At 32.5% G+C, this 25,372-nt stretch carries 21 protein-coding genes, 1 riboswitch and 2 other annotated features; of the genes, 1 reads left to right on the top strand and 20 read right to left on the bottom strand.

From position 1 onward, the window contains the following. Window positions 1–222: 222 nt before the first annotated feature. Window positions 223–1,485 (bottom strand): bifunctional folylpolyglutamate synthase/dihydrofolate synthase, encoded by a 1,263-nt coding sequence (locus tag MHZ36_RS04295; RefSeq protein ID WP_239229832.1) that lies wholly within the window; start codon window positions 1,483–1,485, stop codon window positions 223–225. A gap of 11 nt (window positions 1,486–1,496) precedes the next feature. Then, a complete protein-coding gene (locus MHZ36_RS04290) occupies window positions 1,497–4,127 on the bottom strand; it encodes a valine--tRNA ligase (RefSeq protein WP_239229830.1) in 2,631 nt (876 codons plus the stop codon). 42 nt (window positions 4,128–4,169) lie between these two features. Next, window positions 4,170–4,403: a binding site (T-box leader), on the bottom strand. A gap of 58 nt (window positions 4,404–4,461) precedes the next feature. Between MHZ36_RS04290 and MHZ36_RS04285 the strand changes: the two genes are divergently transcribed. Further along, window positions 4,462–5,022 (top strand): DNA-3-methyladenine glycosylase I, encoded by a 561-nt coding sequence (locus MHZ36_RS04285; protein WP_239229829.1) that lies wholly within the window; start codon window positions 4,462–4,464, stop codon window positions 5,020–5,022. 171 nt (window positions 5,023–5,193) lie between these two features. Here the strand turns inward: MHZ36_RS04285 and MHZ36_RS04280 are convergent, their stop codons facing one another. From MHZ36_RS04280 to thrS, 18 genes are all read right to left on the bottom strand, one after another. Continuing rightward, the gene (locus MHZ36_RS04280) at window positions 5,194–6,588 is read right to left on the bottom strand and encodes an MFS transporter (RefSeq protein ID WP_239229828.1); all 1,395 of its coding nucleotides are present in this window, start codon (window positions 6,586–6,588) and stop codon (window positions 5,194–5,196) included. Between the two features lie 314 nt (window positions 6,589–6,902). Next, a complete protein-coding gene (locus tag MHZ36_RS04275; protein WP_239229827.1) occupies window positions 6,903–7,979 on the bottom strand; it encodes an AbrB family transcriptional regulator in 1,077 nt (358 codons plus the stop codon). Window positions 7,980–8,070: 91 nt separating this feature from the next. Beyond that, window positions 8,071–9,354, bottom strand: coding sequence for a glutamate-1-semialdehyde 2,1-aminomutase (gene hemL / locus MHZ36_RS04270; protein WP_239229826.1), 1,284 nt, complete (start codon window positions 9,352–9,354; stop codon window positions 8,071–8,073). 13 nt (window positions 9,355–9,367) lie between these two features. Next, window positions 9,368–10,345 carry a porphobilinogen synthase gene (hemB, locus tag MHZ36_RS04265; RefSeq protein ID WP_239229825.1) on the bottom strand — a complete coding sequence of 326 codons (978 nt, stop codon included), beginning with the start codon at window positions 10,343–10,345 and terminating at the stop codon, window positions 9,368–9,370. Further along, window positions 10,335–11,021 (bottom strand): uroporphyrinogen-III synthase, encoded by a 687-nt coding sequence (locus tag MHZ36_RS04260; protein ID WP_239229824.1) that lies wholly within the window; start codon window positions 11,019–11,021, stop codon window positions 10,335–10,337. Before MHZ36_RS04260 ends, hemB begins: the two co-directional genes overlap by 11 nt. Before the next feature lie 19 nt (window positions 11,022–11,040). Beyond that, entirely contained in the window at window positions 11,041–11,967 is a 927-nt protein-coding gene (hemC, locus tag MHZ36_RS04255; protein WP_239229823.1) for a hydroxymethylbilane synthase, read from the bottom strand. 67 nt (window positions 11,968–12,034) lie between these two features. Then, window positions 12,035–12,856: a cytochrome c biogenesis protein CcsA gene (gene ccsA, locus MHZ36_RS04250; protein ID WP_239229822.1), complete on the bottom strand. Its 822-nt coding sequence runs from the start codon at window positions 12,854–12,856 to the stop codon at window positions 12,035–12,037. A 21-nt stretch (window positions 12,857–12,877) separates the two neighbouring features. Then, complete coding sequence (gene hemA / locus MHZ36_RS04245; RefSeq protein ID WP_239229821.1) at window positions 12,878–14,209, bottom strand: glutamyl-tRNA reductase; 1,332 nt, start codon at window positions 14,207–14,209, stop codon at window positions 12,878–12,880. A 171-nt stretch (window positions 14,210–14,380) separates the two neighbouring features. Next, window positions 14,381–14,968 (bottom strand): ribosome biogenesis GTP-binding protein YihA/YsxC, encoded by a 588-nt coding sequence (gene yihA / locus MHZ36_RS04240; protein WP_239229820.1) that lies wholly within the window; start codon window positions 14,966–14,968, stop codon window positions 14,381–14,383. Between the two features lie 222 nt (window positions 14,969–15,190). Then, window positions 15,191–16,453, bottom strand: a complete 1,263-nt coding sequence (gene clpX, locus MHZ36_RS04235; protein WP_239229819.1) for an ATP-dependent Clp protease ATP-binding subunit ClpX — start codon at window positions 16,451–16,453, stop codon at window positions 15,191–15,193. Window positions 16,454–16,638: 185 nt separating this feature from the next. Further along, the gene (gene tig, locus MHZ36_RS04230; protein WP_239229818.1) at window positions 16,639–17,949 is read right to left on the bottom strand and encodes a trigger factor; all 1,311 of its coding nucleotides are present in this window, start codon (window positions 17,947–17,949) and stop codon (window positions 16,639–16,641) included. Window positions 17,950–18,135: 186 nt separating this feature from the next. Further along, window positions 18,136–19,059: a hypothetical protein gene (locus MHZ36_RS04225; protein WP_239229817.1), complete on the bottom strand. Its 924-nt coding sequence runs from the start codon at window positions 19,057–19,059 to the stop codon at window positions 18,136–18,138. Between the two features lie 12 nt (window positions 19,060–19,071). Next, complete coding sequence (locus MHZ36_RS04220; protein ID WP_239229816.1) at window positions 19,072–19,683, bottom strand: NUDIX domain-containing protein; 612 nt, start codon at window positions 19,681–19,683, stop codon at window positions 19,072–19,074. Window positions 19,684–19,838: 155 nt separating this feature from the next. Further along, window positions 19,839–20,195 carry a 50S ribosomal protein L20 gene (rplT, locus tag MHZ36_RS04215; protein WP_042738459.1) on the bottom strand — a complete coding sequence of 119 codons (357 nt, stop codon included), beginning with the start codon at window positions 20,193–20,195 and terminating at the stop codon, window positions 19,839–19,841. A gap of 64 nt (window positions 20,196–20,259) precedes the next feature. Next, window positions 20,260–20,460, bottom strand: a complete 201-nt coding sequence (rpmI, locus tag MHZ36_RS04210) for a 50S ribosomal protein L35 (RefSeq protein ID WP_042738458.1) — start codon at window positions 20,458–20,460, stop codon at window positions 20,260–20,262. Window positions 20,461–20,487: 27 nt separating this feature from the next. Further along, the gene (gene infC, locus MHZ36_RS04205) at window positions 20,488–21,015 is read right to left on the bottom strand and encodes a translation initiation factor IF-3 (protein WP_239229982.1); all 528 of its coding nucleotides are present in this window, start codon (window positions 21,013–21,015) and stop codon (window positions 20,488–20,490) included. Between the two features lie 23 nt (window positions 21,016–21,038). Next, window positions 21,039–21,166 (bottom strand) — a sequence feature (ribosomal protein L20 leader region). A 54-nt stretch (window positions 21,167–21,220) separates the two neighbouring features. Beyond that, a complete protein-coding gene (locus tag MHZ36_RS04200) occupies window positions 21,221–22,717 on the bottom strand; it encodes an amino acid permease (protein ID WP_239229815.1) in 1,497 nt (498 codons plus the stop codon). A 211-nt stretch (window positions 22,718–22,928) separates the two neighbouring features. Beyond that, window positions 22,929–23,101: riboswitch (Lysine riboswitch) on the bottom strand. Window positions 23,102–23,165: 64 nt separating this feature from the next. After that, complete coding sequence (thrS, locus tag MHZ36_RS04195) at window positions 23,166–25,103, bottom strand: threonine--tRNA ligase (RefSeq protein WP_239229814.1); 1,938 nt, start codon at window positions 25,101–25,103, stop codon at window positions 23,166–23,168. Between the last annotated feature and the right edge of the window lie 269 nt (window positions 25,104–25,372).

The raw sequence follows: 25,372 nt of genomic DNA, 5'->3' as shown, positions 1-25,372 counted from the left end.
GATTTAAGATACGGAGCAGAATATTATTGCTCCTATGAATTCACATTAAAATTTCGACATAAAAAAAATGTCAATTTCTATTGAGGTAAATAGAAATTGACGTTTTTATTTGTTTTGAATATATTCATCTTAGTCATACAATTTTAAATAAATCACTATATAACTACTTTGTAAAAAATATAAACACATAAAAGTTTAAAAAATATGATTTGAATTATGAATTTAAAAATTCACTTTTGCTTTTATTTCACTGATAAAATATAGGCTACCTGTTATTAATAAACCTTCACCTTCATAATTTTCGATAAATCTTACACAATCATCGATTAGAATTTTATCATCTACTTTGATTTCATTAAATATATCTTGCTTATCCATAGCTTTATGAAAATCGAAGTCAGTAATATAAAACGTTTCAGCAATTTCTTTTAGTTGATCCACCATTGTCGCAATTGGTTTACCTTTAGTAGCTGCAAATAATATATCTAACTTATCTCTATGATAATAATTTCTAATTGTTTCAATTAATGCTTCAATACTTTCATTATTATGGGCGCCATCTACAATCATTAGTGGTTCCTCTTTAACTTGTTCAATTCTACCAGTCCAAGTTACAGATTCTATACCATCTATCATTTTATTGAAGTTTAAATCTACAACACCTGATTCATTTAATTCAATTAATGCAGTTATGGCAAGCGCAGCGTTTTCTTTTTGATGTTCACCTAACATGTTTAACATTAGCGTCTCTAATTCATAATCTTTATAACGATAAGTGAATTCTTCATCTTCTGAAATAATACTGATATCTCTTTCTAATTCAATACCTTCAGCATTTTGTTGCTCTACTAACTCACGAATGATATGCAAAGCATCTTCATTTTTCACTGCATAAATTACAGGTGTTTCTGGTTTAACAATAGCACCTTTATCTCTAGCAATATCAGCGTATGTTTCTCCTAAAATATCTGTATGATCTAAACCAATACTAGTTAATATAGACAGAATTGGCTTAAATACATTTGTTGAATCGTTTTTAATACCGAGTCCTGCCTCAATTACAACAAAATCTACTGGATGTATTTCACCAAAATATAAAAACATCATAGTAGTTATAATTTCAAATTCTGTAGCTACGCCTAAGTCAGTTTCAACTTCTAATAATTCACTTACTGGTTTTACCTTTTGAACAAGTTCGACAATTTCATCATCGCTGATTGGAACACCATTTAGGCTTATTCTTTCATTGAAAGTCTCTATAAATGGTGAAGTAAAGGTTCCAACTTCATATCCATTATCAACTAATGCTGATCTTAAATAAGCTACTGTAGAACCTTTCCCATTTGTTCCACCAACATGAATACCATTTATATTAAATTGTGGATTGTTCAATTGTTCTAGCATCCACTCCATTCTTTTAACGCCTGGTTTGATGCCAAATTTAGTTCGTTCATGTATCCAATATAAGCTGTCAAGGTAATTCATGTTAAGGACTCCTATGATTTTAATTGTTTAATTCGTAACTTAACACCATCATATTTTTCTTGATACGTTGTTTGCTTGCTACGTTCTTCGTTTATTACTTTCTCAGGTGCTTTGTTTACGAAGTTCTCATTTGCTAATTTTTTATTTACACGATCTAATTCTTTTTGCCATTTTTCCAATTCTTTTTCCAATCGAGCGATTTCTTTATCCATATCAATTAAACCTTCTAATGGAAGTATCACTTCTCCTGCTGTAGTTATTGATGTAATGGCTTTTTCAGGAATTTCAATTTCAGTCTCAATTGTCAATTCACTTGGATGACAGAATCTGTCGATATAATTTGAATTGTTAATCAATGTTGCTTTAGTATTATCATTTTTAGCTTGAATAAAGATTGGGATTGCTTTTGATAATGGCGTATCTACTTCTAATCTAGATTGTCTGACTGATTTTATAATTTCAACAAGTTGTTGCATTGTTTCTTTACTTTCATCGAAAACAAGAGCCTCGTCCACTTCAGGCCAAGCTGCATTAACAATTGTTTCACCTTGATGTGGTAAATTTTGCCAAATTTGCTCGGTTACAAATGGCATAAATGGATGCAACATTCTCATTGTATTATCTAATACATGCGTTAAAACAGATCTTGTTGTTTGCTTTTGTGATTCATCCTCACCATTCATTGGTATTTTACTCATTTCAATATACCAATCACAGAAATCATCCCAAATAAAGTTATATAAAGATCTACCAACTTCACCGAATTCATACTTTTCACTAAGATCAGTTACATTAGCAATCGTTTCATTTAATCGTGTTAAAATCCATTTATCCGCAAGTGATAATTCACCTGATAAATCAATATCTTCTACTTTAAATGTATCACCAATATTCATAATACTAAATCGCGCAGCATTCCATATTTTGTTAATGAAGTTCCATACTGATTCAACTTTTTCTGTTGAATAACGTAAATCATGACCAGGTGACGAACCAGTTGCAAGGAAATATCTTAAACTATCTGCACCATATTCATCGATGACATCCATTGGGTCAACACCGTTTCCTAATGATTTACTCATCTTGCGTCCATCTTCTGCACGCACTAAACCATGTAATAAAACATCATTGAATGGTTTTTCACCAGTAAACTCTAAACCTTGGAATATCATTCGTGCAACCCAGAAGAAAATAATGTCATAACCTGTTACTAAAGCATTCGTAGGGAAATAACGTTTAAAGTCTTCTGCATCCACATCTGGCCAACCTAATGTAGAAAATGGCCATAATGCACTTGAAAACCATGTATCTAGTACATCAGCATCTTGTGTCCACTGCTCTGGATTTTCAGGTGCTTCTTCTCCAACATAGATTTCACCTGTTTCATTATGGTACCATGCCGGAATTTGATGTCCCCACCAAAGTTGTCGTGAAATGGTCCAATCTCTTATTTCTTCCATCCATCGATTGAATGTTTTTTCAAATCGTGCTGGAACAAAATCTATTCTATTATCTGTTTCTTGATTATTTAACGCTTGTTCAGCCAATGGTTTCATTTTTACAAACCACTGAGTTGATAAATAAGGTTCAACCACTGCACCCGAACGCTCAGAATGCCCCACAGAATGTTCATGCTCTTCTATTTTAATAACCAAACCTTCTGCTTCTAAATCTTTTACTAATTGCTCACGACATTCAAAACGGTCCATACCTTCATATTTACCAGCTTTTTCATTCATTTTACCAGATTCATCCATAACAATGATGCGTTCTAAATCATGACGATTACCAATTTCAAAGTCATTTGGATCATGTGCTGGCGTTACTTTCATCGCCCCACTACCAAATTCAATATCTACATATTCATCTGCTAATATAGGCAATGTTTTACCGATGATTGGTAAAATAACATTTTTACCTATTACATCTTTGTATCTCTCATCATTGGGATTTACAACAATTGCTGTATCACCTAACATTGTTTCTGGTCTTGTCGTAGCAATTTCAATAAATCCTTCACCATCAGCATATGGATATTTGAAATGATAAAATTTACCTTGAACATCTTCATGAATAACTTCAATATCAGATAAAGCGGTTCTTGCAACAGGATCCCAGTTAATAATATATTCACCACGATAAATTAAACCTTTGTTATACATATCAACAAAAACTTTTTTTACAGCTTTACTTAAGCCGTCATCTAAAGTGAATCGCTCTCTGCTATAATCTAATCCTAATCCTAATTTAGACCATTGATTTCGAATAAAACTTGCATATTCTTCTTTCCATTCCCAAGCTTTTTCAAGGAATTTTTCTCTACCAAGATCATGTCTTGATAAACCTTGTTCGTTTAACTTCGCTTCTACTTTTGCTTGAGTAGCGATACCAGCATGATCCATGCCTGGTAAGTACAAAGTATCGTACCCTTGCATACGTTTCATTCGTGTAATAATATCTTGTAATGTCGTATCCCATGCATGCCCTAAATGTAATTTACCAGTTACATTTGGAGGTGGAATAACGATTGTATATGTTTCTTTTGTATTATCTTCTGCAGCTTTAAAGTATCCATTGTTTACCCATTGGTCATAACGTCCTGACTCAACTTCGCTCGGATTATATTTTGGTTTCATTTCCATTTGATAAAATCCTCCTTAAAATAAAAAATATCCGCCCTAATATTATAGGACGGATATTCCGTGGTACCACCTAAATTCACGTATTAAATCTTCTTTAATACGTGCACTCTAAATATGATTAACGCTCAAACACGCTTCAACCTAATCTACAAACGTTGTATTTCAGTAAAAGTTCATCGTGGGCTACCTTCAATATATTAAATTATACACTTTCAGCAATCTGTGTACTCTCTGTTAAATCTAACTATATTTACTCTTCCCAAATACAATATTTATTTCCTTAATTATAGTATAATGGATACTCAAATAAGTCAATGCACAGGAGGTAAAATTTATGAATGAATGTGCTTTTGGAACAAAAGATCCAATCTATATACAATATCATGATGAAGTATGGGGCCAACCAATGTATGATAGTCATGACCTATTTAAACTTTTAGCACTGGAATCTCAGCATGCTGGTTTATCATGGCTAACTATTTTAAAGAAAAAGGAATCATATGAAAAGGCATTCCATGATTTTGATCCAGAAGTCGTTTCAAAAATGACATCTGAAGATATTGATGAACTCATGTTATTTCCAAATATCGTTCATCATCGAAAAAAGTTAGAAGCTATCGTAAACCAAGCTCAAGGTTATTTAAAAATAGAAAAAGAACACGGAAGTTTCAGTGATTTTTTATGGTCATATGTCAATCATAAGCCTATAGACTTTAAATATAATCATTCATCTGAACGGATTACTATTGATGACCGTGCAAAACAACTATCAAAAGATTTAAAGAAATATGGTTTCAAATTTTTAGGTCCAGTAACTGTATTTTCATTTTTAGAAGCTGCTGGTTTGTATAATGCTCATCTACAGTCGTGTCCTAATAACCCAAATAATAATTAACTTATTGAAATACAGCTTTTTGAAATATATTGTAATAATCACATAACATATACTGATATATTTAAATACATTATCTTAATAAGGAATACAATTAAAAGAGCAGATTAAAATCAAATGATTTTAATCTGCTCTCTATTTTAACTAAGAAATTTTTCTTAATTCTAATACATACTATTTAGTTTCTGATTTCCACCATAATGAATCTTTTGGATTTTCTACAGCGATTTCAAACTCTTTCTCTGAAGCAACTGTAGGATAAGAACCTTTTAGCGATTGTTTTGAAGTATCTTTAAATAAGAATAATACAACAACTAATCCAATAACACTAACTGCCAATAGATAAAATGCTGGTGCTAAATTATTGTTCGTCACATGTACTAACCAAGAAGCAACTAATGGTGTTGTCCCACCAAAAATTGAAACGGCTATGTTGAATGTCCATGATAATGTTCTATATCTCACATTAGTAAAGAACAATGTTGGTAATGTCCCTGGCATTGTACCTTCATAAACGGATAATACAATACCTATCATTAGTAATCCGATGAATAAGAACCCTAAATTTCCACCATTTAAGAACTGGAATGAAAATATTGAAAATACGATTCCTAGAATTAGCCCAACGCTAATAATTTTCTTATTACCACTCTTATCACCTAAACGACCAAACATAATTGCGAATGGTAGCATAATGATTAATACGACTGCAGTAATTGGTGTACTGATTGTATCTTTAATGCCAACAATTTCATCTAAGTAAGAAGGCATATAACCCAATAACATATAATTAGTAATATTGAAAAATGCTACAAATACGACACATAATAAAATATCACGTTTATTTTCCTTAACAATTTGTAAGAAACCTGGTTCTTCTTCTTCATGATTAGCTAAATCATTTTCGAAGATAGGTGATTCTTCAAGATGTGATCTCAAGTATAATCCAAACAATCCAATAGGTACACTGATAAAGAATGGGATTCTCCAGCCCCATGATTGCATACTTTCAGAAGGTATTAACCAAAACATGATTGTGATTAATACTGAAGCGAAGATATAACCAGATAAAGTACCTAATTCTAGTCCGCTTCCCAATCTAATACGTTTATTATCTGGTGACGATTCTGCAATATATACCATTGCACCAGCATATTCACCACCCACTGAAAATCCTTGTAAAATACGAGCAAGTAATAATATAATTGGTGCCCAAATTCCAATTTGGTCATATGTAGGTAAAATACCTATGATAAATGTAGAGAACGCCATTAAAATGATGGTCGATGTTAGTACAACTTTTCGTCCATATTTGTCCCCAATTTTCCCAAATACAATACCACCGACAGGACGTAACAAGAATGCTATCGCGAAAGTGGCAAATGTAAAAATAAGTTTTATTTCATCATTTTCAACTTGACTGAAAAAGTTTTTACTTATAATCACGGCTAAATATGAATATAAAGCAAAATCAAACCACTCCATAGCATTACCGATACCAGTTGCAAATACACTTTTCTTTGCCTGATTTATGTCTACGGTGTTTATTTTATGCTTGTTAAACTTCATGACATATACACTCCTTTTATTTACAAGAAGTTATTTTAGCATGTATGAGAGATTCGTCAACAGTCGTTTTCTCAAATAAAATCAGTTCGTAAGCGTTTACTTACAGTGATATGAGTTGTTAGAAACGTTTTAAAATTTTTTAACAGTCAGAAATATCTGAATTTTATATTGGTATTATTATTCTATTAATTTGTATTTTTACAACACATGCTTTTGAGTTTTTTATTAAATATATGCACTAATTTTAACTATATTTGACAAAAAAGCTTTAAATGATATTAATTGAAATATATCATTTAAAGCTCATTTTCTTTTTAAATTTTATTTCTTGAATGTTCTCTAAATTGTAGATAATACTTAAGTAGTGGCGCAATTAAAAACAATATGAAGAAAATCCGGAAAATATGATAGCTAGAAATCATCGCAACATCGGCGCCTGTTTCTATCGCAACTAAAACAATTTGACTCATACCCCCCGGCGCTGCACCTAAGAACAATTCATTAATAGAATGATTTGAAACCAATGAAATAATAAATACCATAATAAAAGCAAGCAAAATTAACATTACATTTTGAAAGGCTATAGCGATTGCAATACGTCCTTTCATCTGGTCTAATAAACTAGCAATTTGAATGCCTATTCTTATCATATATATTACCTGTGCAGCTGCAATAATATAACTATCTAAAGTAAAAGTAATACCTGTGAACATATTCCAAGCAATTAACACAACAATAGGTGCCAACAACTGCCGTGTGGGAAAGTTAATTTTACCCATAATAAAATAAACAACTGCAATTGCTAATATTAAAATAAACATATTCGGTATTGTTAAAGCTTCTGTGAGTCTTTTTGTCGTATTTGTAACCAAATCATCGTGATTACCAGAATCTTTAAAGAAGTATGAAATAAACGGAACCAATACAACAACAAATATGATTCGAGATGTTTGTGTTAAACTAACAACCATGATATTAGCTTTTTTATCTTCTTCAGCCATAACTAACATTTGACTTAATGCGCCTGGAATAACGCTTAATATTGCTGTCTCAGTATTTACTTTAGCAATTTTTTTAAAGAAATACGCAATTATAAGTGCAAGTAATAATAACATGACTGTTATGAGTATAATTGTAAGCCAATCGTCTTTAATGTCATAGATCACTGTTTTAGTAAACGTACTGCCAATTTGTACGCCTAATAGTATTAAACCTAATTGACTCAGCCAAAATGGCCATTTAATTTCTAAGTGAAAGAACTTAATGCATACGATACTGGCAATAATAGGACCAAACATATACGGTAAAAGTACATGTGCCATATGAAGTATTAAACTTAAAATAATAGCTAAACTTAAAACAATTAAATTGTTTCTTAAATGTTTATTCATGAGTTCACAACTTTCATTAATTTCTATATCAGATTAACCAATAAAAAAGTGCCCGTTCAACTACTTTGTTGTTCGGGCACATTGTTGAAATTTATACAATTCTGCTAAGTGCAGTATCAAATGCTTTAATTGTTTTTTCAATGTCTTCTTTCGTATGTGCAGTTGAAAGGAATGTTCCTTCAAATTGTGATGGTGGTAAGAATACACCCTCTTTTGCCATTTCTCTATACATTTGACTGAAGCGTTCTAAATCACTATTATTAGCTTCATCAAAGTTTGTAACTGGCCCTGGATTTAAGAAGTAACCGATCATTGAACCAGCACGGTTAACTGTGATTGGCACTTCATGTTTATTAAATACTGTTTTCAATCCAGATTCTAGGATATCTCCCAATTCATTGAAATATTCATAAGATTCAGGTGTTAGTTGACTCAATGTTTCATAACCACTAGTCATGGCTAATGGATTACCTGATAATGTACCAGCCTGATATATATCACCAGTTGGAGCGATTTTATCCATAATTTCTGCTTTTCCACCAAATGCACCTACTGGTAATCCTCCACCAATAACTTTACCTAAGCAAGTTAAATCTGGCGTCACATTAAAGTAGCCTTGTGCACAATTGTATCCTACTCTAAAACCTGTCATTACTTCATCAAAAATTAATAATGAGCCATATTCATTCGTAATATCTCTTAATCCTTGTAAGAAGCCATCCACTGGAGGTACTACACCCATATTACCTGCTACCGGTTCAACGATAACGCCTGCAATATCGTCTCCAAATTCTTCAAAAGCAACTTTAATAGCATCTAAATCATTATATGGTACTGTAATTGTATTTTTCGCAATACCTTCTGGTACACCTGGAGAATCAGGCAATCCCAGTGTTGCCACACCTGAACCTGCTTTAATTAATAAAGAGTCACTGTGACCATGATAACAACCAATAAACTTAACAATTTTATTACGTCCAGTATATCCTCTAGCAAGTCGTAACGTATCTAGTGTTGCTTCTGTACCTGAAGATACCATTCTTACTTTTTCAATAGAAGGAACACGTTCAATAACAAGTTCAGCTAATTTATTTTCTTGTAAAGTAGAAGCACCAAAACTCGTTCCTTTATCAACTTCCTCATGAATTCTTTTAATGACTTGTTTATTTTGATGACCTAAAATTAATGGTCCCCAACTTAAAACGTAATCTATATATTCATTTCCATCAATATCATATATCTTAGAACCATTTCCATGATCCATAAATATCGCTGGTGTATCTACCGATTTAAAAGCTCTCACTGGACTATTTACGCCACCAGGCATTAAAGTTTCAGCTTTTTTCATTGCTTGCTCTGAATTTGTATACCTCATTTATATATCCTCCTTATTGTTCATCAAGATAGCGACAAATATCTTTAGAGAAATAAGTCACAATCATATCTGCGCCTGCACGTTTCATAGAAATCATTTGTTCCATAACAACTGCTTTTTCATCAATCCAACCATTAAGTGCTGCAGCTTTTGTCATGCTATATTCCCCACTCACATTGTAAGCAACAACAGGAATATTAGTTGAATTTCTTACATCACGAATGATATCTAAAAAGCTTAAAGCTGGTTTCACAATCATCATATCTGCGCCTTCAGCTAAATCACTGTCAAGTTCTCTCAACGCTTCTCTTCTATTCGCTGGATCCATTTGATATGTTTTACGATCACCAAATTGTGGCGTTGATTCTGCAGCATCTCTAAATGGTCCGAAGAAACTTGATGCATATTTAATACCATAACTCATAATTGGAATATTTTGATATCCAGCTTCATCCAAGCCAGCGCGAATTTCAGCTACAAATCCATCCATCATATTACTTGGTGCAATAATATCTGCTCCTGCTTCCACTTGTGAAATTGCTGTTTTTACAAGTAGTGGCAGTGATTTGTCATTATCAACATCTTGTGTCGTTGTATCTATCACACCACAATGGCCATGATCTGTATACTCACAAAGACATGTATCTGCCACAACTAGTAAATCACTATACATTGCTTTAGCTTTTCTTGTTGCTTCTTGGACAATACCATTATGATCATATGCACCTGTTCCTATGTCATCTTTTTCATTTGGTACTCCAAAGAACATAATTGCTCGTATACCTAAATCATAAGCTTCTTTAATTTCATCATCTAATAAATTTAAACTTAATTGGTATACACCAGGCATTGAAACAATTTCCTCTTTTACATTATCTCTTTCAACTACAAAGATTGGATAAATTAAATCCTCTTTATGGACGTATGTTTCACGAACCATCGATCTCATCGTTTTACTACTACGTAATCTTCTATGTCTATCAAATTGCATTATCTTTCCAACTTTCTAAGATTTTATTCACTAGTGAGTCTAGTGTCTGTATATTTGCTTTCGTAGCTTGGATACCATAACTATTGATTGTTTCTAATGTTTGATTTCCAATAACAAAATAATGACTAAAATTAATTTTCTCTACATGTTCGAAGAAAAATTTAACGGCAGATGAACTGGCAAAAGTCATTGCATCTACTTCATTATTTGATAAAAGCTTTATAACTTCATTTATATTTTCAGTATGTGGAATAGGTTGATATAAGTCAATTTTCTGAACTGAAATCAATCTTGCTTCTAAAGCATTTTTTAAATAGGGACGTGCTGCTTGACTCGAAGGTATTAACACTTTACTATTTTTTTTGCCTTGAAAATCATTTATAAACCCTTCTTGCGAATAATCTAAAGGACAAAAATCTACTTGTATCCCTTTTGACATACAATAATCAGCTGTTTTCTTACCGATAACTGCGATTTGTTTTACAGGAGTTCGTTCGAGGTACGGTAAAAAATATTCAACAGCTTTTTTAGACGAAAAAATAAGCCAGTCATAGTTAACATCTAGTAATTGAGTATCAAAATACAATGGCGCTACATCTATCAATGGCTTATGTAGTATACATGCATCTTCACTCTTAAATTCGCTAGTTTGTGTCATAACTATAACTGGTCTCATTTAATTCACCTCAAACGATTTATTCAGATTCGTTTAATGTCTTAATTATTTCATACGCGCCTTGCGCATTCAATACTTCTGTTACTTTTTCACCTAATTCAATTGGATTTGTTCCGCGTTCAGTATGTTGATAACGTGTCTTACCGTCCGGTGACATAATTAATCCCGTAAATTCAATTAAGCCTTTATTATTTTTTGTAGCATAACCACCAATTGGAACTTGGCAACTACCATTCATACCTGCTAAAAAGGTTCTTTCAGCAGCAACACAATCAGCTACATCAGCATTGTGCACTTTCTGTAATAAATCTAAGAGTTCTTTATCATCCGCTCTACATTCAATACCCAGTGCACCTTGTCCAATTGCTGGTATCAGTGTGTCTTCATCTAAATATGATGTTACGATATCGTCAGACCATCCCATACGCTTTAATCCTGCGGCAGCAAGTATAATTGCATCGTAGTCTTCTGTTTCTAACTTGTTCAAACGTGTATCTATATTCCCACGTATCCATTTAATTTCTAGGTTTGGATATTTAGCAAGAATTTGTGCACCGCGTCTCAATGAACTTGTACCAACAATGCTTTTATCAGGTAACTCACTTAATGGCACATGATTTTTTGCTATATACGCATCGTAAGGATTTTCACGATCTGGTATACATCCCAATGTTAAGCCATCAGGGATTACACTAGGTACATCTTTTAATGAATGAATTGCCATATCAATAGTATGATCAAACAATTCATTTTGAATTTCTTTAACAAATAAGCCTTTACCGCCTACTTTTGATAATTGTTTATCAATAATACGGTCACCTTTTGTAACGATTTCTTTAATTTCAATTTCTAAATTTTCATCAATCGCCTTTAATTTATCAATAAATTGTTGGCTTTGGGTTAAAGCAAGTTTACTTCTACGAGAACCAACGACTAGTTTGCGCATGTTGTGCCTCCTTGTATCAATGACTTTATTGTCATTAAATCATGAATCGCTCATAAATTTCTAATATTTAATGAATACTTGAAAAATGTGAAGCAAAAAATAAATTAATCATACTTAGACAAAATAAGATTGCATTAAAGTAAATAAGTTTTATTGAATCTAGTTTTTTCCTTACTCTAAACAACAAATAAACACCATATAAAAGTGTTATTAACGTTGATAAAAGTACCTTAGCATCAATCAATATCTTAGCACCTAATGTGTTGAATCCCCATTGTGCACCTAATATAATACTTAAAATAATAAACGAAAAACCAATTAATGTACTATAGAATACGACTTGCTCTAATGTTGCTACACTAGCAATTCTAAAGTATTTTTGATTGAAACGTTTTTGCTTTAAGTTTTTAAACTGAATTAAGTACAGGATACAGTTCACAAAAGCAAATGCAAAAAGTGCATAGCTTGCCGTCGCCAATGCGATATGTACCACTAACAATTCATTTATCACAGTGGTTTGACCAAGTCTGCTCTGATAATGCATTGGTTGGAAAGTATTTACCGCAATAAATACAAACCCAATAAGGTTAAATAAAAAAATTGATATATTAATCTGCTTTATCACACTGATTACAATTGAAATAGAAATAATTAACCATGCTAAAGCAAAGAGCACATCAAAAATATTATTTAAAGGAACTTGTTGGGTTACATTTATATAAAAAGATAAAGAGATTGTCTGTAACAACCAAACAATCCCCAAAGTAACAAAACCTACTTTACTAACAATGTAATGTTTTTTAACAAAGTCGATAAAATAACAAGCAATACTGATTAAATAAAATATTAAAATAAGTTCATTTAACCTAATAAATAAAGTTTCTTGCATATCATCACCATTTGAATATGCTTATTCAAAACTTAATATTTGACTATTAGTCACTTCACTTTTCTTCTTACGTGGTTCATAACCAGGTTCAGCTTCTATGTCAAAAATGTTTTGAAACAGCTCTAATTTTTCGTTACCTTTTCTATCACTACTCAATTCTTTAGCTTGTTTAATTGGATCTTTTAACATTTGATTGATGATACTCTTTGTATGTTTTGATATTACTTTACGTTCTCTATCAGAAAGGCCTGGTAACTTTCTATCAATACTTTCCATTGTTTCTGATTGGATATTCATTGCTTTCTCACGTAACGCCCGAATAACAGGAACAACACCTAACATATTAACCCATTCATTGTGCGCAGTAATTTCAGATGGTATACGATGCATAATTTCGTTTGCTGCATTTTGACGCTCTCTTAAATTCGCATCTACTAAGCCTTTCAAATCATCTACATCATAATTAAAAATACTTTGAATCGCATCTATATTTGGTTCAATATCTCTAGGTACTGCAATATCAATAAGTACTAATGAATCATTTTTTCGTTCACTTGCAATAGACTGTATCATATCATTCGTGATGATATAATTATCAGAGCTCGTTGAACTAATAACAATATCCACTTTAGCTAAAAGTTTCGGTAATGATGACATGGGTTCAAAATTCACATTGTGTTTCGTTGCAAGATCTTGTGCTTTACTTAAAGTTCTATTTACAATCGTAATATCTGTAACTCCTGAACCAATTAAATTTAAAAGTGATAATTCACTCATATCCCCTGCACCGACGATCAAAGCTTGCTTATTGTTGATTTTGCCAAATACTTTCTTACTTAGTTCAACTGCAGCATATGAAACACTTACTGCATTATCTGCAATGTCTGTTTCATTATGTGCTTTCTTCGCAAAAGTAATTGCTTGTTTAAAAAGGTGATTAAATATCGTACCTGTTGTTTCTTCATCTTGTGCAATAAAGAATGCTTCTCTTATTTGTCCTAGAATCTGAGTTTCACCAAGTACAATAGAATCAAGTCCAGAAGTAACTTGCAGTAAATGATTAACTGCTTCGTCCCCCACGCTTACTTCTGTCATATCTTTTATTTCTTCGACATCAAATCCAAAAGATCGAGCTAAAAAGCGTTGAATATAATAACGACCTGTATGAATTTGATCTACGACTGCATATACTTCTGTACGATTACATGTTGATAAAATAACATTCTCTAAAATAGATTTTGTTTCAAATAAATCAACATGGGCTGAACGTATGGCATCATCTTTGAAAGCAACTTTTTCTCTAAGTGCTACATCTGCTGTACGATGATTAATGCTAACCGCAATTAAATGCATTTATAACGCCCTCCATACATATTACAATAAGTAAATTATAACACAATTATAGCTTTAGTTAAGCATGTTGCTTAACTAAATTAGAAGAATTATAATTTGCATTCAAATTGTTGTCATAATTTAGCCTAATTTATACAGTTTTACGATGATTTATATTACAGTTTTAACTAATTATAAATAACGTTCGATTTTATCCCATATCATTTGTTGTTTATTGTTTTTCACTGATGAATAACTAACTATATCGTCTTCTGGTTCCATTTCTAGTTTTTGTTGAATATTTGCTAAATGTTTTTGAACTTTTCCTTTTGGAATTTTATCTTCTTTTGTTGCAACAATCAGTGTTGGCAATTCATAATACTTCAAATAATTATACATTAAGATATCATCTTCGGTTGGATTATGTCTTAAATCTACAAGTTGAATCACAAGTTTAAGCGATTCCCTTCCAGATATATAACGTTCAATCATTTTACCAAAAGCCTCACGTTGCTTTTTACTCACTTTTGCATACCCATATCCTGGTACATCAACAAAGACAAGTTGATTATCTATATTATAAAAGTTGAGTGTTTGTGTCTTACCAGGCTGTTGCGATGTACGTGCCATATTTTTTCTACCAATCATACTATTTATAAATGTCGACTTTCCGACATTAGATCTGCCACTTAAAGCAATTTCAGTAAGACCAGTTTCTGGGTATTGTTCTGGTTTCACTGCACTGATTAGTAATTCTATTTCATTTGGATTTATTTTCATAATTATCGACCCTCTTTTCTACTAAACTGACTGTTCTATTATATTACAGTTTTACTTATATGAATATGAATAATTAATGTGATAAAGAATTATTCATTTAATCATTATGATTTTATATTGAGTTAATCATTTTATAATATTCCCTTTTATTACTACAAAGTTCATATAAAAAAAAGAGTCTTAAGTTGTTAGCATTCAACTTAAGACTCTTCATATTATTAATTAAGCAGATGTTTGTTCCTTATTTACAAGGTTACCTTCTTTATCGTATAGTTCAGGTTCTTTTTCTTCATTTATTGTTTCATCAGTGATGACAACTTTTGCCACACCTTCAGAAGAAGGAACATCGTACATAATATCAATTAAGGCTTCTTCAATTATAGAACGTAATCCACGTGCACCTGTTTTACGTTCAATTGCTTTGTTACTGATTGCAGCTAATGCTTCTTCAGTAAATACTAGTTCAACGTCATCCAACTCTAACATCTTAGTATATTGTTTAACTAAAGCGTTTTTAGGTTGCGTTAAAATATTATTTAAAGCATCTACATCTAAAGTTTCTAAATTAGCTACAATTGGAACACGTCCAATAAATTCTGGAATCAAACCATAAGATTGTAAATCTTCCGGTCTGATTTGCTGTAAAATTGCATCTTCATCGTATTTTGAAGCTTCACTACTTGAGAAACCAATCACTTTTTCACCAAGTCTACGTTTAATCACTTCATCAATACCATCAAATGCACCACCAAGTACAAATAAGATATTTGTTGTATCAATTTGAATTAATTCTTGGTTTGGATGTTTACGTCCACCTTGTGGAGGCACACTTGCTGTTGTACCTTCTAAAATTTTAAGCAATGCTTGTTGAACACCTTCACCTGAAACATCACGTGTAATTGACGTATTTTCTGATTTTCTAGCAATTTTATCGATTTCATCAACATAGATAATACCTTTTTCAGCTTTATCTACATCAAAATCCGCAGCTTGAATTAATCTTAATAATATATTTTCTACGTCGTCACCAACATAACCTGCTTCAGTTAAACTTGTTGCATCTGCAATTGCAAATGGCACGTTAAGTGTCTTAGCTAATGTTTGAGCTAATAATGTTTTACCACTACCTGTAGGACCGATTAAAGCTACATTACTCTTCTGTAATTCAACTTCATCTTCTTTAGGACCTAATTGTTGAATTCGTTTGTAATGATTATATACTGCTACTGCTAATGACTTTTTAGCTTTTTCTTGGCCAATAACATAGTCATTTAATTGATCCATAATTTCTTTAGGTGTTGGCAATTCAGTTAAGCCTTCTGGCTCAGCTTGAGCTAACTCTTCTTCTACAATTTCAGAACATAGCTCAATACACTCATTACATATATACACGCCACTTCCTGCAACTAGTTTTTTAACTTGATCTTGATCTTTACCGCAGAAAGAGCATTTTAAATTCTCTTCACCTTCATTGAATTTAAACATTCTATTTACACCCCTATTCCCTAAAGACTATACTAAATAGTATTTTAATATGCAACTTATACAATTCACAAGTTATTTGCATAAAGTATTGTAGCAGATACATTATTGAATGCATCTGCTACTGGATTACTATATTAAACAACTAACATATAATTCACAAAACAATTTGCTTAGTTTATATTTAGTTATGCTTCAGCGTCATCTTTAGATGGTTCTACTAATTTTGCTTCATCAACTAATAAATCAATAACTTTTTGGATGCGCACATCATTTTTAACGATATCTGTGCTACCAAGTGTTTGTTTAATATCTTCTACTGAAATATTAAATTGTTCACTCATTTTTTCTAGCTCTTTGTCGATGTCTGCATCAGTAACTTCAACTTCTTCTGCATCTGCAATTGCAGTTAAAGTTAAGTTTGTTTTAACACGTTCTTCTGCATCATCTTTCATTTGCTCTCTTAATTGTGATTCATCTTGTCCAGAGATTTGGAAATAAGTTTCTAAGTTTAAGCCTTGTTGTTGCATACGTTGACCAAACTCTTGAACCATACGATCTAATTCAGTATTAATCATCGCTTCTGGAATTTCGATTGTCGCATTGTTAGAAGCTTTGTTAATTGCTTCTTCTTTTTGAGCATTTTCAGCTTCAGTTTCTTTTTGTTCAGCTAAACGTTTACGTAAATTTGCTTTGTATTCGTCAACTGTATTCGCTTCAGCATCTAACTCATTTGCAATTTCATCAGTTAATTCTGGAACGTCTTTATATTTAATTTCGTTTACTTTTGTTTTGAATGTAGCTTCTTTTCCAGCTAATTCTTCAGCATGGTACTCTTCTGGGAATGTAACATTTACATCTTTTTCTTCTCCAGCTTTAACACCAACTAATTGTTCTTCAAATCCAGGGATGAATGAACCTGAACCGATTTCTAAATCATAACCGTCAGCTTGTCCGCCTTCGAATTGTTCTCCATCAACATAACCATCAAAATCGATGTTTACTGTGTCACCGTCTTCAATAGCACCGTCTTCTCTAACAACCATTTCAGCTAAATGACCTAATTGATGATCGATAGATTCTTGTACTTCTTCATCTGTTAATTCAGTGTTTTGTTTTTCAACTTCTAAACCTTTGTAGTCACCTAATTGAACTTCTGGTTCTACTACTACAGTTGCTTCGAAAGTCATTTCTTTACCTTTTTCGATTGAAGTTACATTGATTTCAGGTTGATCAACTGGTTTAATACCTGTTTCATCAATTGCTTCACCGTAAGCTTCTGGTAATAAGATATCAACTGCATCTTGATATAAAGCTTCTACGCCAAAGCGTTGTTCAAATATCGGACGTGGTACTTTACCTTTACGGAATCCAGGTACGTTAATTTGTTTTACTACTTTTTTAAAAGCCTTATCAATTGCATTGTCTACTTTTTCTGCTGGAACTGTAACGGATAATACGCCTTCGTTACCTTCCTTTTTTTCCCAAGTTGCTGTCATGTATAAAAACCTCCATGATTATCCTATTTTATTTTTTCAACTCCATTATTATAGCATACGTCAATGTTCTACACAAACACTGAACTTCTAAAACAATTGGACGGTTGAAATTTGATTGAAATTGATTTTCAAATATTTTTTAATACTACCATACTTACTTACCCAATTTATACATTAATAATTAAATTATTCTAGTTCATCTATCAATCTAATCAACTGGGTAACTTCACTTGTATCATTTATTTCTTCTAGTCCTAACATTGACTTGAAGTAATTTACATACGCTACTATCCAATTTGACATTGACGCTATGGTCTCTATATCAATTGGATATAGCATGATTGCATGGTTGTTCATTAACCTTTGTGCTTCATCTAGAATTTGCACTGCACTATCTTCAAGTTGATTTAACACTTCAGGCACAATTTGTAATTTGATAACTGTATGATCTAATCCTGATAATTCTGTTGGTGTTACTATTAAATCATAATTAAATTTTTGAATTTCTAATGGCTCACTATAACCTGCAAATCGCAAATATTCAAGGATAATGCTTTTAACATTAGGCGCTAAAGGAATCTCTGTCAATAAATATGCAATCGTAGATTGATAGTCGAACTGATTGTGATCAATTAGCGTTAATATTGTATTCACTTGCTCTCTTAATGATAATACATCAAATTGTTGTAATTGTTGTGATGCTTTCTCATTATGCCTTTCAAGTTGACCTAGTGAATATTCTTTTAATGGAAATAACTCCATACGTGTTCTATGATCTTTGACTTCATCAATAATTTGATCTATTACTTCAACAACTTCGAAATGTTGTCCTAATCCGCTAAGACTTTTTATATAGAAAATCATTAGATCATCGTACTTTGTTATACCTTGCTTTAACAAAATGATAGCTTCTTCACGTAGCTCCAAAAAATGTCCCATTTCATATAATAACGAACACTTTAATAGTGCTAATGAATCATCAAGTTCAAATTGTCTTTCATAATCTTCAATAAGTTCATAAGTTTTATCATAATTTTGACTTGTAAAAGCTGATTTAATTTCTTTTGTTAGTTTTTCTTGAGAACGTGGAAAAGGAATGATATCAGACATACAGTTACACCTCTACTTTAAAGCTTGTAATATTAAAGCACTCCATGTTTCAAAGTCATCATAGTTATCAATTTTTGCTTGATCGACCCATTTGATTCTTAAAGTGTCAGTTTCTTTTGCTTCAACATCCTTACTGCTGACGTTAATCTTAAATACAACGCCCATATGCACTTTTCCAACTTCATTGGTATCATCGTTTATAAAACCAATATAAGCTAAATTTTGTGATTTTTGAGACGACAGTCCTACTTCTTCTTCCAGTTCTCTCTGTGCATTCACTCTCAATACTTCATTGATAGAATCGGCACCCTTCACATCATTCATGTGACCACCTACACCTATCGAAGATTGACCATGTAACCTTGCTTCACCGCCACCAGATAATCGCTCATATACTAGTATTTCATCGTGTTCATTTTCTAGAATACAATATGATATGAGTTGTTTATATGTAGGATCTTCTTCCATATCACCGCGACGTTTCACTTCATAATGATGTAAAGTGTCAAAAATCGCTTGTCCTTTATTACTATTTTTATCCAAGAAACCATTAAATGTATGATCTTCATTATTAAATAAAGTAGTTCTTGGTACCACTGTTATCATTTCATCAAATTTAGACATAATTTACTCCTTAAATATGACATTAAAGTCATTTTATCAAATGATAACGCTATATATCAAAATGTTTATAAAAAACGGAATATATGTATCATCTTTTATGATTAGATATAAAATAAAGAGATGTACACTATTGTACATCTCTTTATTTTGAAATATTATTTTAAAGCTTCTTTAGCTTTAGCTACTAATTCACCGAAAGCTTTTTCATCTGAAATAGCAATTTCAGAAAGCATTTTACGGTTAACATCAATTTCAGCTTTTTTCAAACCATTCATTAATCTTGAATAGCTCATGTCATGTTGACGTGCAGCCGCGTTAATACGAGTAATCCATAATTTACGGAAATCACGTTTTCTTTGACGACGGTCACGGAATGAATACTGACCTGATTTCATTACTTGTTGTTTTGCTACTTTATATAATGTGCGTTTTGCACCGAAGTAACCTTTAGCTAATTTAATCGTCTTTTTACGACGCGCTCTTGTTACTGTTCCACCTTTAACTCGTGGCATAATAAATTCCTCCTCTAAATATCTTCGTACTTAAATATAATCTTTTGAATATAGTTCTCGTCAATTATTTTTTATAAGATAATAATTGTTTTACACGTTTCATGTCTGATTTGTGTACTAATGAAGCTTTACGTAATTTACGTTTTTGCTTAGTAGATTTGTTAGCGAATAAGTGAGATGTGAATGCTCTTGAACGTTTTAATTTACCTGAACCAGTTCTTTTAACACGTTTAGCTGCTCCACGGTGTGTTTTCATTTTAGGCATGATTCATTTCCTCCTGTAATATCTTTATTATTTTTCGTTTAATGGATTAAGCGTAATAAACATTTGACGCCCGTCCATTTTTGGTCTTTGTTCAACTGTCGCGATATCTTTACATTCTTCTGCAAATTTTTCTAAAACACGTTGACCAATTTCTTTGTGCGTAATTGCACGACCTCTGAAACGAATTGAAACTTTACATTTATCACCTTTAGATAAAAATTTGCGTCCATTTTTCAATTTAGTTTGGAAATCATGTTCCTCAATTGTTGGGCTCAAACGAATTTCTTTAAGATTAATTGTTTTTTGTTTCTTTTTCATTTCTTTTTCTTTTTTCTGTTGTTCGAATTTGTATTTACCGTAATCCATAATTCTAGCAACAGGTGGTTTAGCATTTGGAGCCATTAAGACTACATCTAAACCAACGCGTTCAGCCATTTCAAGGGCTTCGTTTTTCGTTTTAACGCCAATTTGTTCTCCATCTTGACCTATTAAACGTAATTCTTTTGCGCGAATCTTTTCGTTAACTTGAGTTTGATCTTTTGCTATGGTTGACACCTCCAAGATTTTTACGAAATTATCCCAAGCAAAAAGAGCGAGTATACAAGATACCCGCTCCTTTCTACACATGATGATTCATGTATATATAGACCTGCCAACTGCAATTAGCGTCGCTACAGGTGAGAAACGGGAGTTTCTTCTTGGTTCGTTTCGTATTCAACGTTACCTATCATATCAACATTAATCATTTAAGTCAACAGTTTTATTTAATTTCTTTTACTTCATCCATTTTGACATCTTGACGGAGATCAACTTGTTCTAATGGAATTTTTTTCGTTTTATAACGTAATTTGTGATATATGAAGAAAATCAAGAATACTGGAATTCCCATATACGTTATGATAAAACGGTTTAAATCGAAATCTCCAGTTTTTATAAAATCAACATCTTGACCAATTATTACAACCACACATAAGAACCCTGCAAATATAGGTCCAAATGGGAATAATTTTGCTGTGTATTTTAATTTAGATTTATCATAATTCTGTTTGTTAAAAGCCATTCTAAATCTATAATGGCTTATCGCAATACCTACCCAAGCAATAAATCCAGTCATACCACTTGCAGCAACAATGTATTGATAAGCATCCCCACTTACGTGTTGCAATAAGAAAATACCGATTACAATAACCCCAGTTACAATCAATGACATATATGGCACACCGTACTTATTCGTTCTTCCAAATATAGGAAAAGCAAGTTTGTCTTTACTCATTGAATATAACATTCGTGTTGATGCATACATACCCGAATTTCCTGCAGACAATACTGAAGTTAATATAACAGCATTCATAAATGATGCTGCAAATGCAAGTCCTGCATTCTTGAACACGAGTGTAAATGGTGATGTAGCTACACTATCTCCTCCACCCATTAATGCTGAGCTATCATAAGGAATGAGCATACCAATTACAAAAATCGCTAAAATGTAGAACAATAATATTCTCCAGAAAACTTGTTTAATGGCTTTAGGTACCGCTCTTTCTGGATTTTCAGATTCACCAGCAGTAATACCGATTAATTCAGTTCCTTGGAATGAGAACCCGGCAACTAAGAATACACCTAAAATTGATAATAGACTGCCGCCGATACCATCTCCTAAGATTGGGCCATTTCCTTTTGTAAATGTATCAAAGCCGACAACTTCGCCTCCCATAATACCTACAATCGTTAATAAACCGATAGCTATAAAAATGATTACCGTTACTACTTTAATTAAAGCAAACCAATATTCACTTTCTCCATAAACACGTACAGACAAAGCATTTAAGCCAAATATAATAACTAAAAACAGACAACTCCAAATCCAAGCTGGCATACCTGCTAACGGGCTCCAGTATTGAATTACTTGTGCAGCAATCGTAACATCTGCCGCAACAGTTATTACCCAGTTAAACCAATAGTTCCAACCCAGTGCAAATCCAAGTGATGGATCAACAAATCTTGTAGCATATGTACTAAATGACCCTGACACCGGTAAATAAGTTGCCATTTCACCAAGTGAAGTCATTAAGAAAAATACCATCGCACCGATAATTGCATAGGCTAACAATGCTCCTAACGCACCTGCATCATGTATCGCACCGCCTGATGTCATAAACAATCCAGTACCGATACATCCGCCGATTGCGATCATTGAAATATGACGGTCTTTAAGTCCTCTTTGTATACCGTCATTCTGATTATTTTGTTTTGCCATAGAAGCTTCCTTTCTTTGTAAACTTAGAGGTTAACTTTCTATATGTTTATAGCCAGTATTATTATAGTTTTAATTAACTGATATAAATCCATCTGTCCATATCAGTAGTCCACTATAAATTTTGCTCTTCCCGAAGCGTATGCTTTATAGTTCAACGCCTAAAAAAAGGTTGCATACCTGATAGATATGCAACCAATTTAATAATAGCATGTATATAGGTAGCACATCACATATGTGACAGTTCAGTTTCTTTCGAAAACTGACCCAACAAATATTGCAAATGGACAATAATTGTTTCGGCGATTTCACCTTTCAGTTATCCATCATTTGTCCCAGTCGACATCAAGTAACTTACTATTTAAAAACGCAACCTCTAACTCAAATTTTTATGAATTTTTGTTTATTTCACTAACTTGTAATATACATTATTTTATACAGACTTTCAAGACTATCTTTGTTTTTTCAATCGAATTTCATCAACTAAATTCCAAATAAACTCATCTTTTTCTAGTGTTTCTTGATCTTGTGAACCATACTTTCGCACATTCACTTCATTATTTTCTACTTCTTTGTCACCAACTACAAGTTGATATGGAATTTTTTGCATTTGTGCTTCTCTAATTTTGTAGCCCATTTTTTCATTACGATCATCGATATCTACACGAACACCTTGCGATTTTAACTCATCTTGTATGCGACGTGCATAATCATAATGTAAATCCACATTAACTGGAATAATTGCAACTTGTTTTGGTGCTAACCAAGTAGGATATGCACCTTTAGTTTCTTCAGTTAAGAATGCAACAAAGCGTTCCATTGTAGAAACTACTCCACGGTGTATTACGACAGGTCGATGTTGTTCACCATCATTACCAATATAAGTTAAATCAAATTTTTGAGGTAATAAGAAGTCCAGTTGAGCAGTTGATAATGTTTCTTCTTTACCCATAGCAGTTTGAACTTGTACGTCTAGTTTAGGACCATAGAATGCCGCCTCACCGATCGCCTCTTCGTAATCTAACTCTAATTCATCAGCCGCTTCTTTTAACATACTTTCCGCTTTGTTCCACATATCATCATCATCGAAGTACTTTTCTTTATCCTCAGGATCACGGTAACTTAATCGGAATGAATAATTTTCAAAACCAAAATCATTGTAAACATCAATAATTAAATTAACAACGCGTTTGAATTCTTCTTTAATCTGATCTGGACGTACGAAAATGTGAGCATCATTTAACGTCATGCCACGAACACGTTGCAATCCTGAAACCGCACCACTTGCTTCGTAACGATGCATTGTTCCTAATTCTGCAATACGTATTGGCAATTCACGATATGAATGAGGTTTATTTGCATAAATCATCATATGGTGTGGACAGTTCATAGGTCGTAGCACCATCTCTTCATTTTCATCTAATTTCATTGTTGGGAACATATCTTCTTGATAATGGTCCCAGTGACCAGATGTTTTATAAAGATCAACATTTGCCATAACTGGTGTATACACGTGATCATATCCCATACTTACTTCTTTATCGACAATATAACGTTCAATCTCACGACGAATTGTCGCACCATTTGGTAACCATAATGGTAACCCAGCACCTACAAGTTGATTATTTGAGAATAATTCTAATTCTTTACCAATTTTACGATGGTCACGTTCTTTTCTTTCCTCTAGCATTTTTAAATGTGCTTTCAAATCTTTTTTGTCAAAGAACGCTGTACCGTAAATTCGTTGCAACATTTTATTATTGCTATCTCCACGCCAGTATGCACCTGCAGTAGATAATAATTTAAATTCTTTAATTTTTGCAGTTGTTGGAACATGTACGCCACGACATAAATCTGTGAATTCACCTTGTGAATACAATGTTACATTTTCATCCTCAGGAATTGCATCAATCAATTCTTGTTTATAAGGATCATCGCTAAAGAATGCTTTTGCTTCATTTCTTGAAACAACTTTACGTTCTATTGGATAATTTTCATTTACAATTTGTTTCATTGTCTTTTCAATTTTTTCAAAATCATCAGATGAAATACTTTCTTCCATATCAAAATCGTAGTAAAATCCACCTTCGATAACCGGCCCTACACCGAAGCAAACATTACCATACAAGCGTTTTAAAGCTTGTGCCATTAAGTGTGCTGTTGAATGTCGCAACACTTCTAATGCTTCATCACTACCTGGTGTTACGATTTCAATTTCTCCATCTATGTCGATTGGTCGAGTTAGGTCGATCAATTGTCCGTTCAATTTACCTGCTACAGCTTTTTTACGTAAACCAGGGCTAATAGATTGTGCTATGTCTTCAGTAGTCGTACCTTTATCAAACACCTTTGAATTGCCATCTGGAAATGCTATATTAATTTGCTCCATAATTACCCTCCTAATTTTACATATACTATAATCAATAGTGAACTATCAAATACCTACTTAAAAAAACAAAAAAACCCCATCCCAAAAGGGACGAGGTCATCGTGGTACCACCCTAAAATAAGACATTGTTTAACTTAAAGTTAACTGTGCCTACTCTACTTAAGATAACGGTCTTGAGCCGGATGTGATTTAGCACATCATTTACAAAGTAGTAATGAACAAGTATACCTACCAAATTCTCAACTCACTTGGCTCTCTGTAAAGTATTA

It is taken from the genome of Staphylococcus sp. ACRSN, from assembly GCF_022346615.1.
Classification (GTDB): Bacteria; Bacillota; Bacilli; order Staphylococcales; family Staphylococcaceae; genus Staphylococcus.
This window is presented reverse-complemented; position numbering and strand designations above follow the sequence as displayed.

Bases quoted from the DNA above. Each gene is read 5' to 3' on its own strand.
- MHZ36_RS04295 (WP_239229832.1), bottom strand. From the start codon at position 1,485: ATGAATTACCTTGACAGCTTATATTGGATACATGAACGAACTAAATTT.
- MHZ36_RS04290 (WP_239229830.1), bottom strand. From the start codon at position 4,127: ATGGAAATGAAACCAAAATATAATCCGAGCGAAGTTGAGTCAGGACGT.
- MHZ36_RS04285 (WP_239229829.1), top strand. From the start codon at position 4,462: ATGAATGAATGTGCTTTTGGAACAAAAGATCCAATCTATATACAATAT.
- MHZ36_RS04280 (WP_239229828.1), bottom strand. From the start codon at position 6,588: ATGAAGTTTAACAAGCATAAAATAAACACCGTAGACATAAATCAGGCA.
- MHZ36_RS04275 (WP_239229827.1), bottom strand. From the start codon at position 7,979: ATGAATAAACATTTAAGAAACAATTTAATTGTTTTAAGTTTAGCTATT.
- hemL (WP_239229826.1), bottom strand. From the start codon at position 9,354: ATGAGGTATACAAATTCAGAGCAAGCAATGAAAAAAGCTGAAACTTTA.
- hemB (WP_239229825.1), bottom strand. From the start codon at position 10,345: ATGCAATTTGATAGACATAGAAGATTACGTAGTAGTAAAACGATGAGA.
- MHZ36_RS04260 (WP_239229824.1), bottom strand. From the start codon at position 11,021: ATGAGACCAGTTATAGTTATGACACAAACTAGCGAATTTAAGAGTGAA.
- hemC (WP_239229823.1), bottom strand. From the start codon at position 11,967: ATGCGCAAACTAGTCGTTGGTTCTCGTAGAAGTAAACTTGCTTTAACC.
- ccsA (WP_239229822.1), bottom strand. From the start codon at position 12,856: ATGCAAGAAACTTTATTTATTAGGTTAAATGAACTTATTTTAATATTT.
- hemA (WP_239229821.1), bottom strand. From the start codon at position 14,209: ATGCATTTAATTGCGGTTAGCATTAATCATCGTACAGCAGATGTAGCA.
- yihA (WP_239229820.1), bottom strand. From the start codon at position 14,968: ATGAAAATAAATCCAAATGAAATAGAATTACTAATCAGTGCAGTGAAA.
- clpX (WP_239229819.1), bottom strand. From the start codon at position 16,453: ATGTTTAAATTCAATGAAGGTGAAGAGAATTTAAAATGCTCTTTCTGC.
- tig (WP_239229818.1), bottom strand. From the start codon at position 17,949: ATGACAGCAACTTGGGAAAAAAAGGAAGGTAACGAAGGCGTATTATCC.
- MHZ36_RS04225 (WP_239229817.1), bottom strand. From the start codon at position 19,059: ATGTCTGATATCATTCCTTTTCCACGTTCTCAAGAAAAACTAACAAAA.
- MHZ36_RS04220 (WP_239229816.1), bottom strand. From the start codon at position 19,683: ATGTCTAAATTTGATGAAATGATAACAGTGGTACCAAGAACTACTTTA.
- rplT (WP_042738459.1), bottom strand. From the start codon at position 20,195: ATGCCACGAGTTAAAGGTGGAACAGTAACAAGAGCGCGTCGTAAAAAG.
- rpmI (WP_042738458.1), bottom strand. From the start codon at position 20,460: ATGCCTAAAATGAAAACACACCGTGGAGCAGCTAAACGTGTTAAAAGA.
- MHZ36_RS04200 (WP_239229815.1), bottom strand. From the start codon at position 22,717: ATGGCAAAACAAAATAATCAGAATGACGGTATACAAAGAGGACTTAAA.
- thrS (WP_239229814.1), bottom strand. From the start codon at position 25,103: ATGGAGCAAATTAATATAGCATTTCCAGATGGCAATTCAAAGGTGTTT.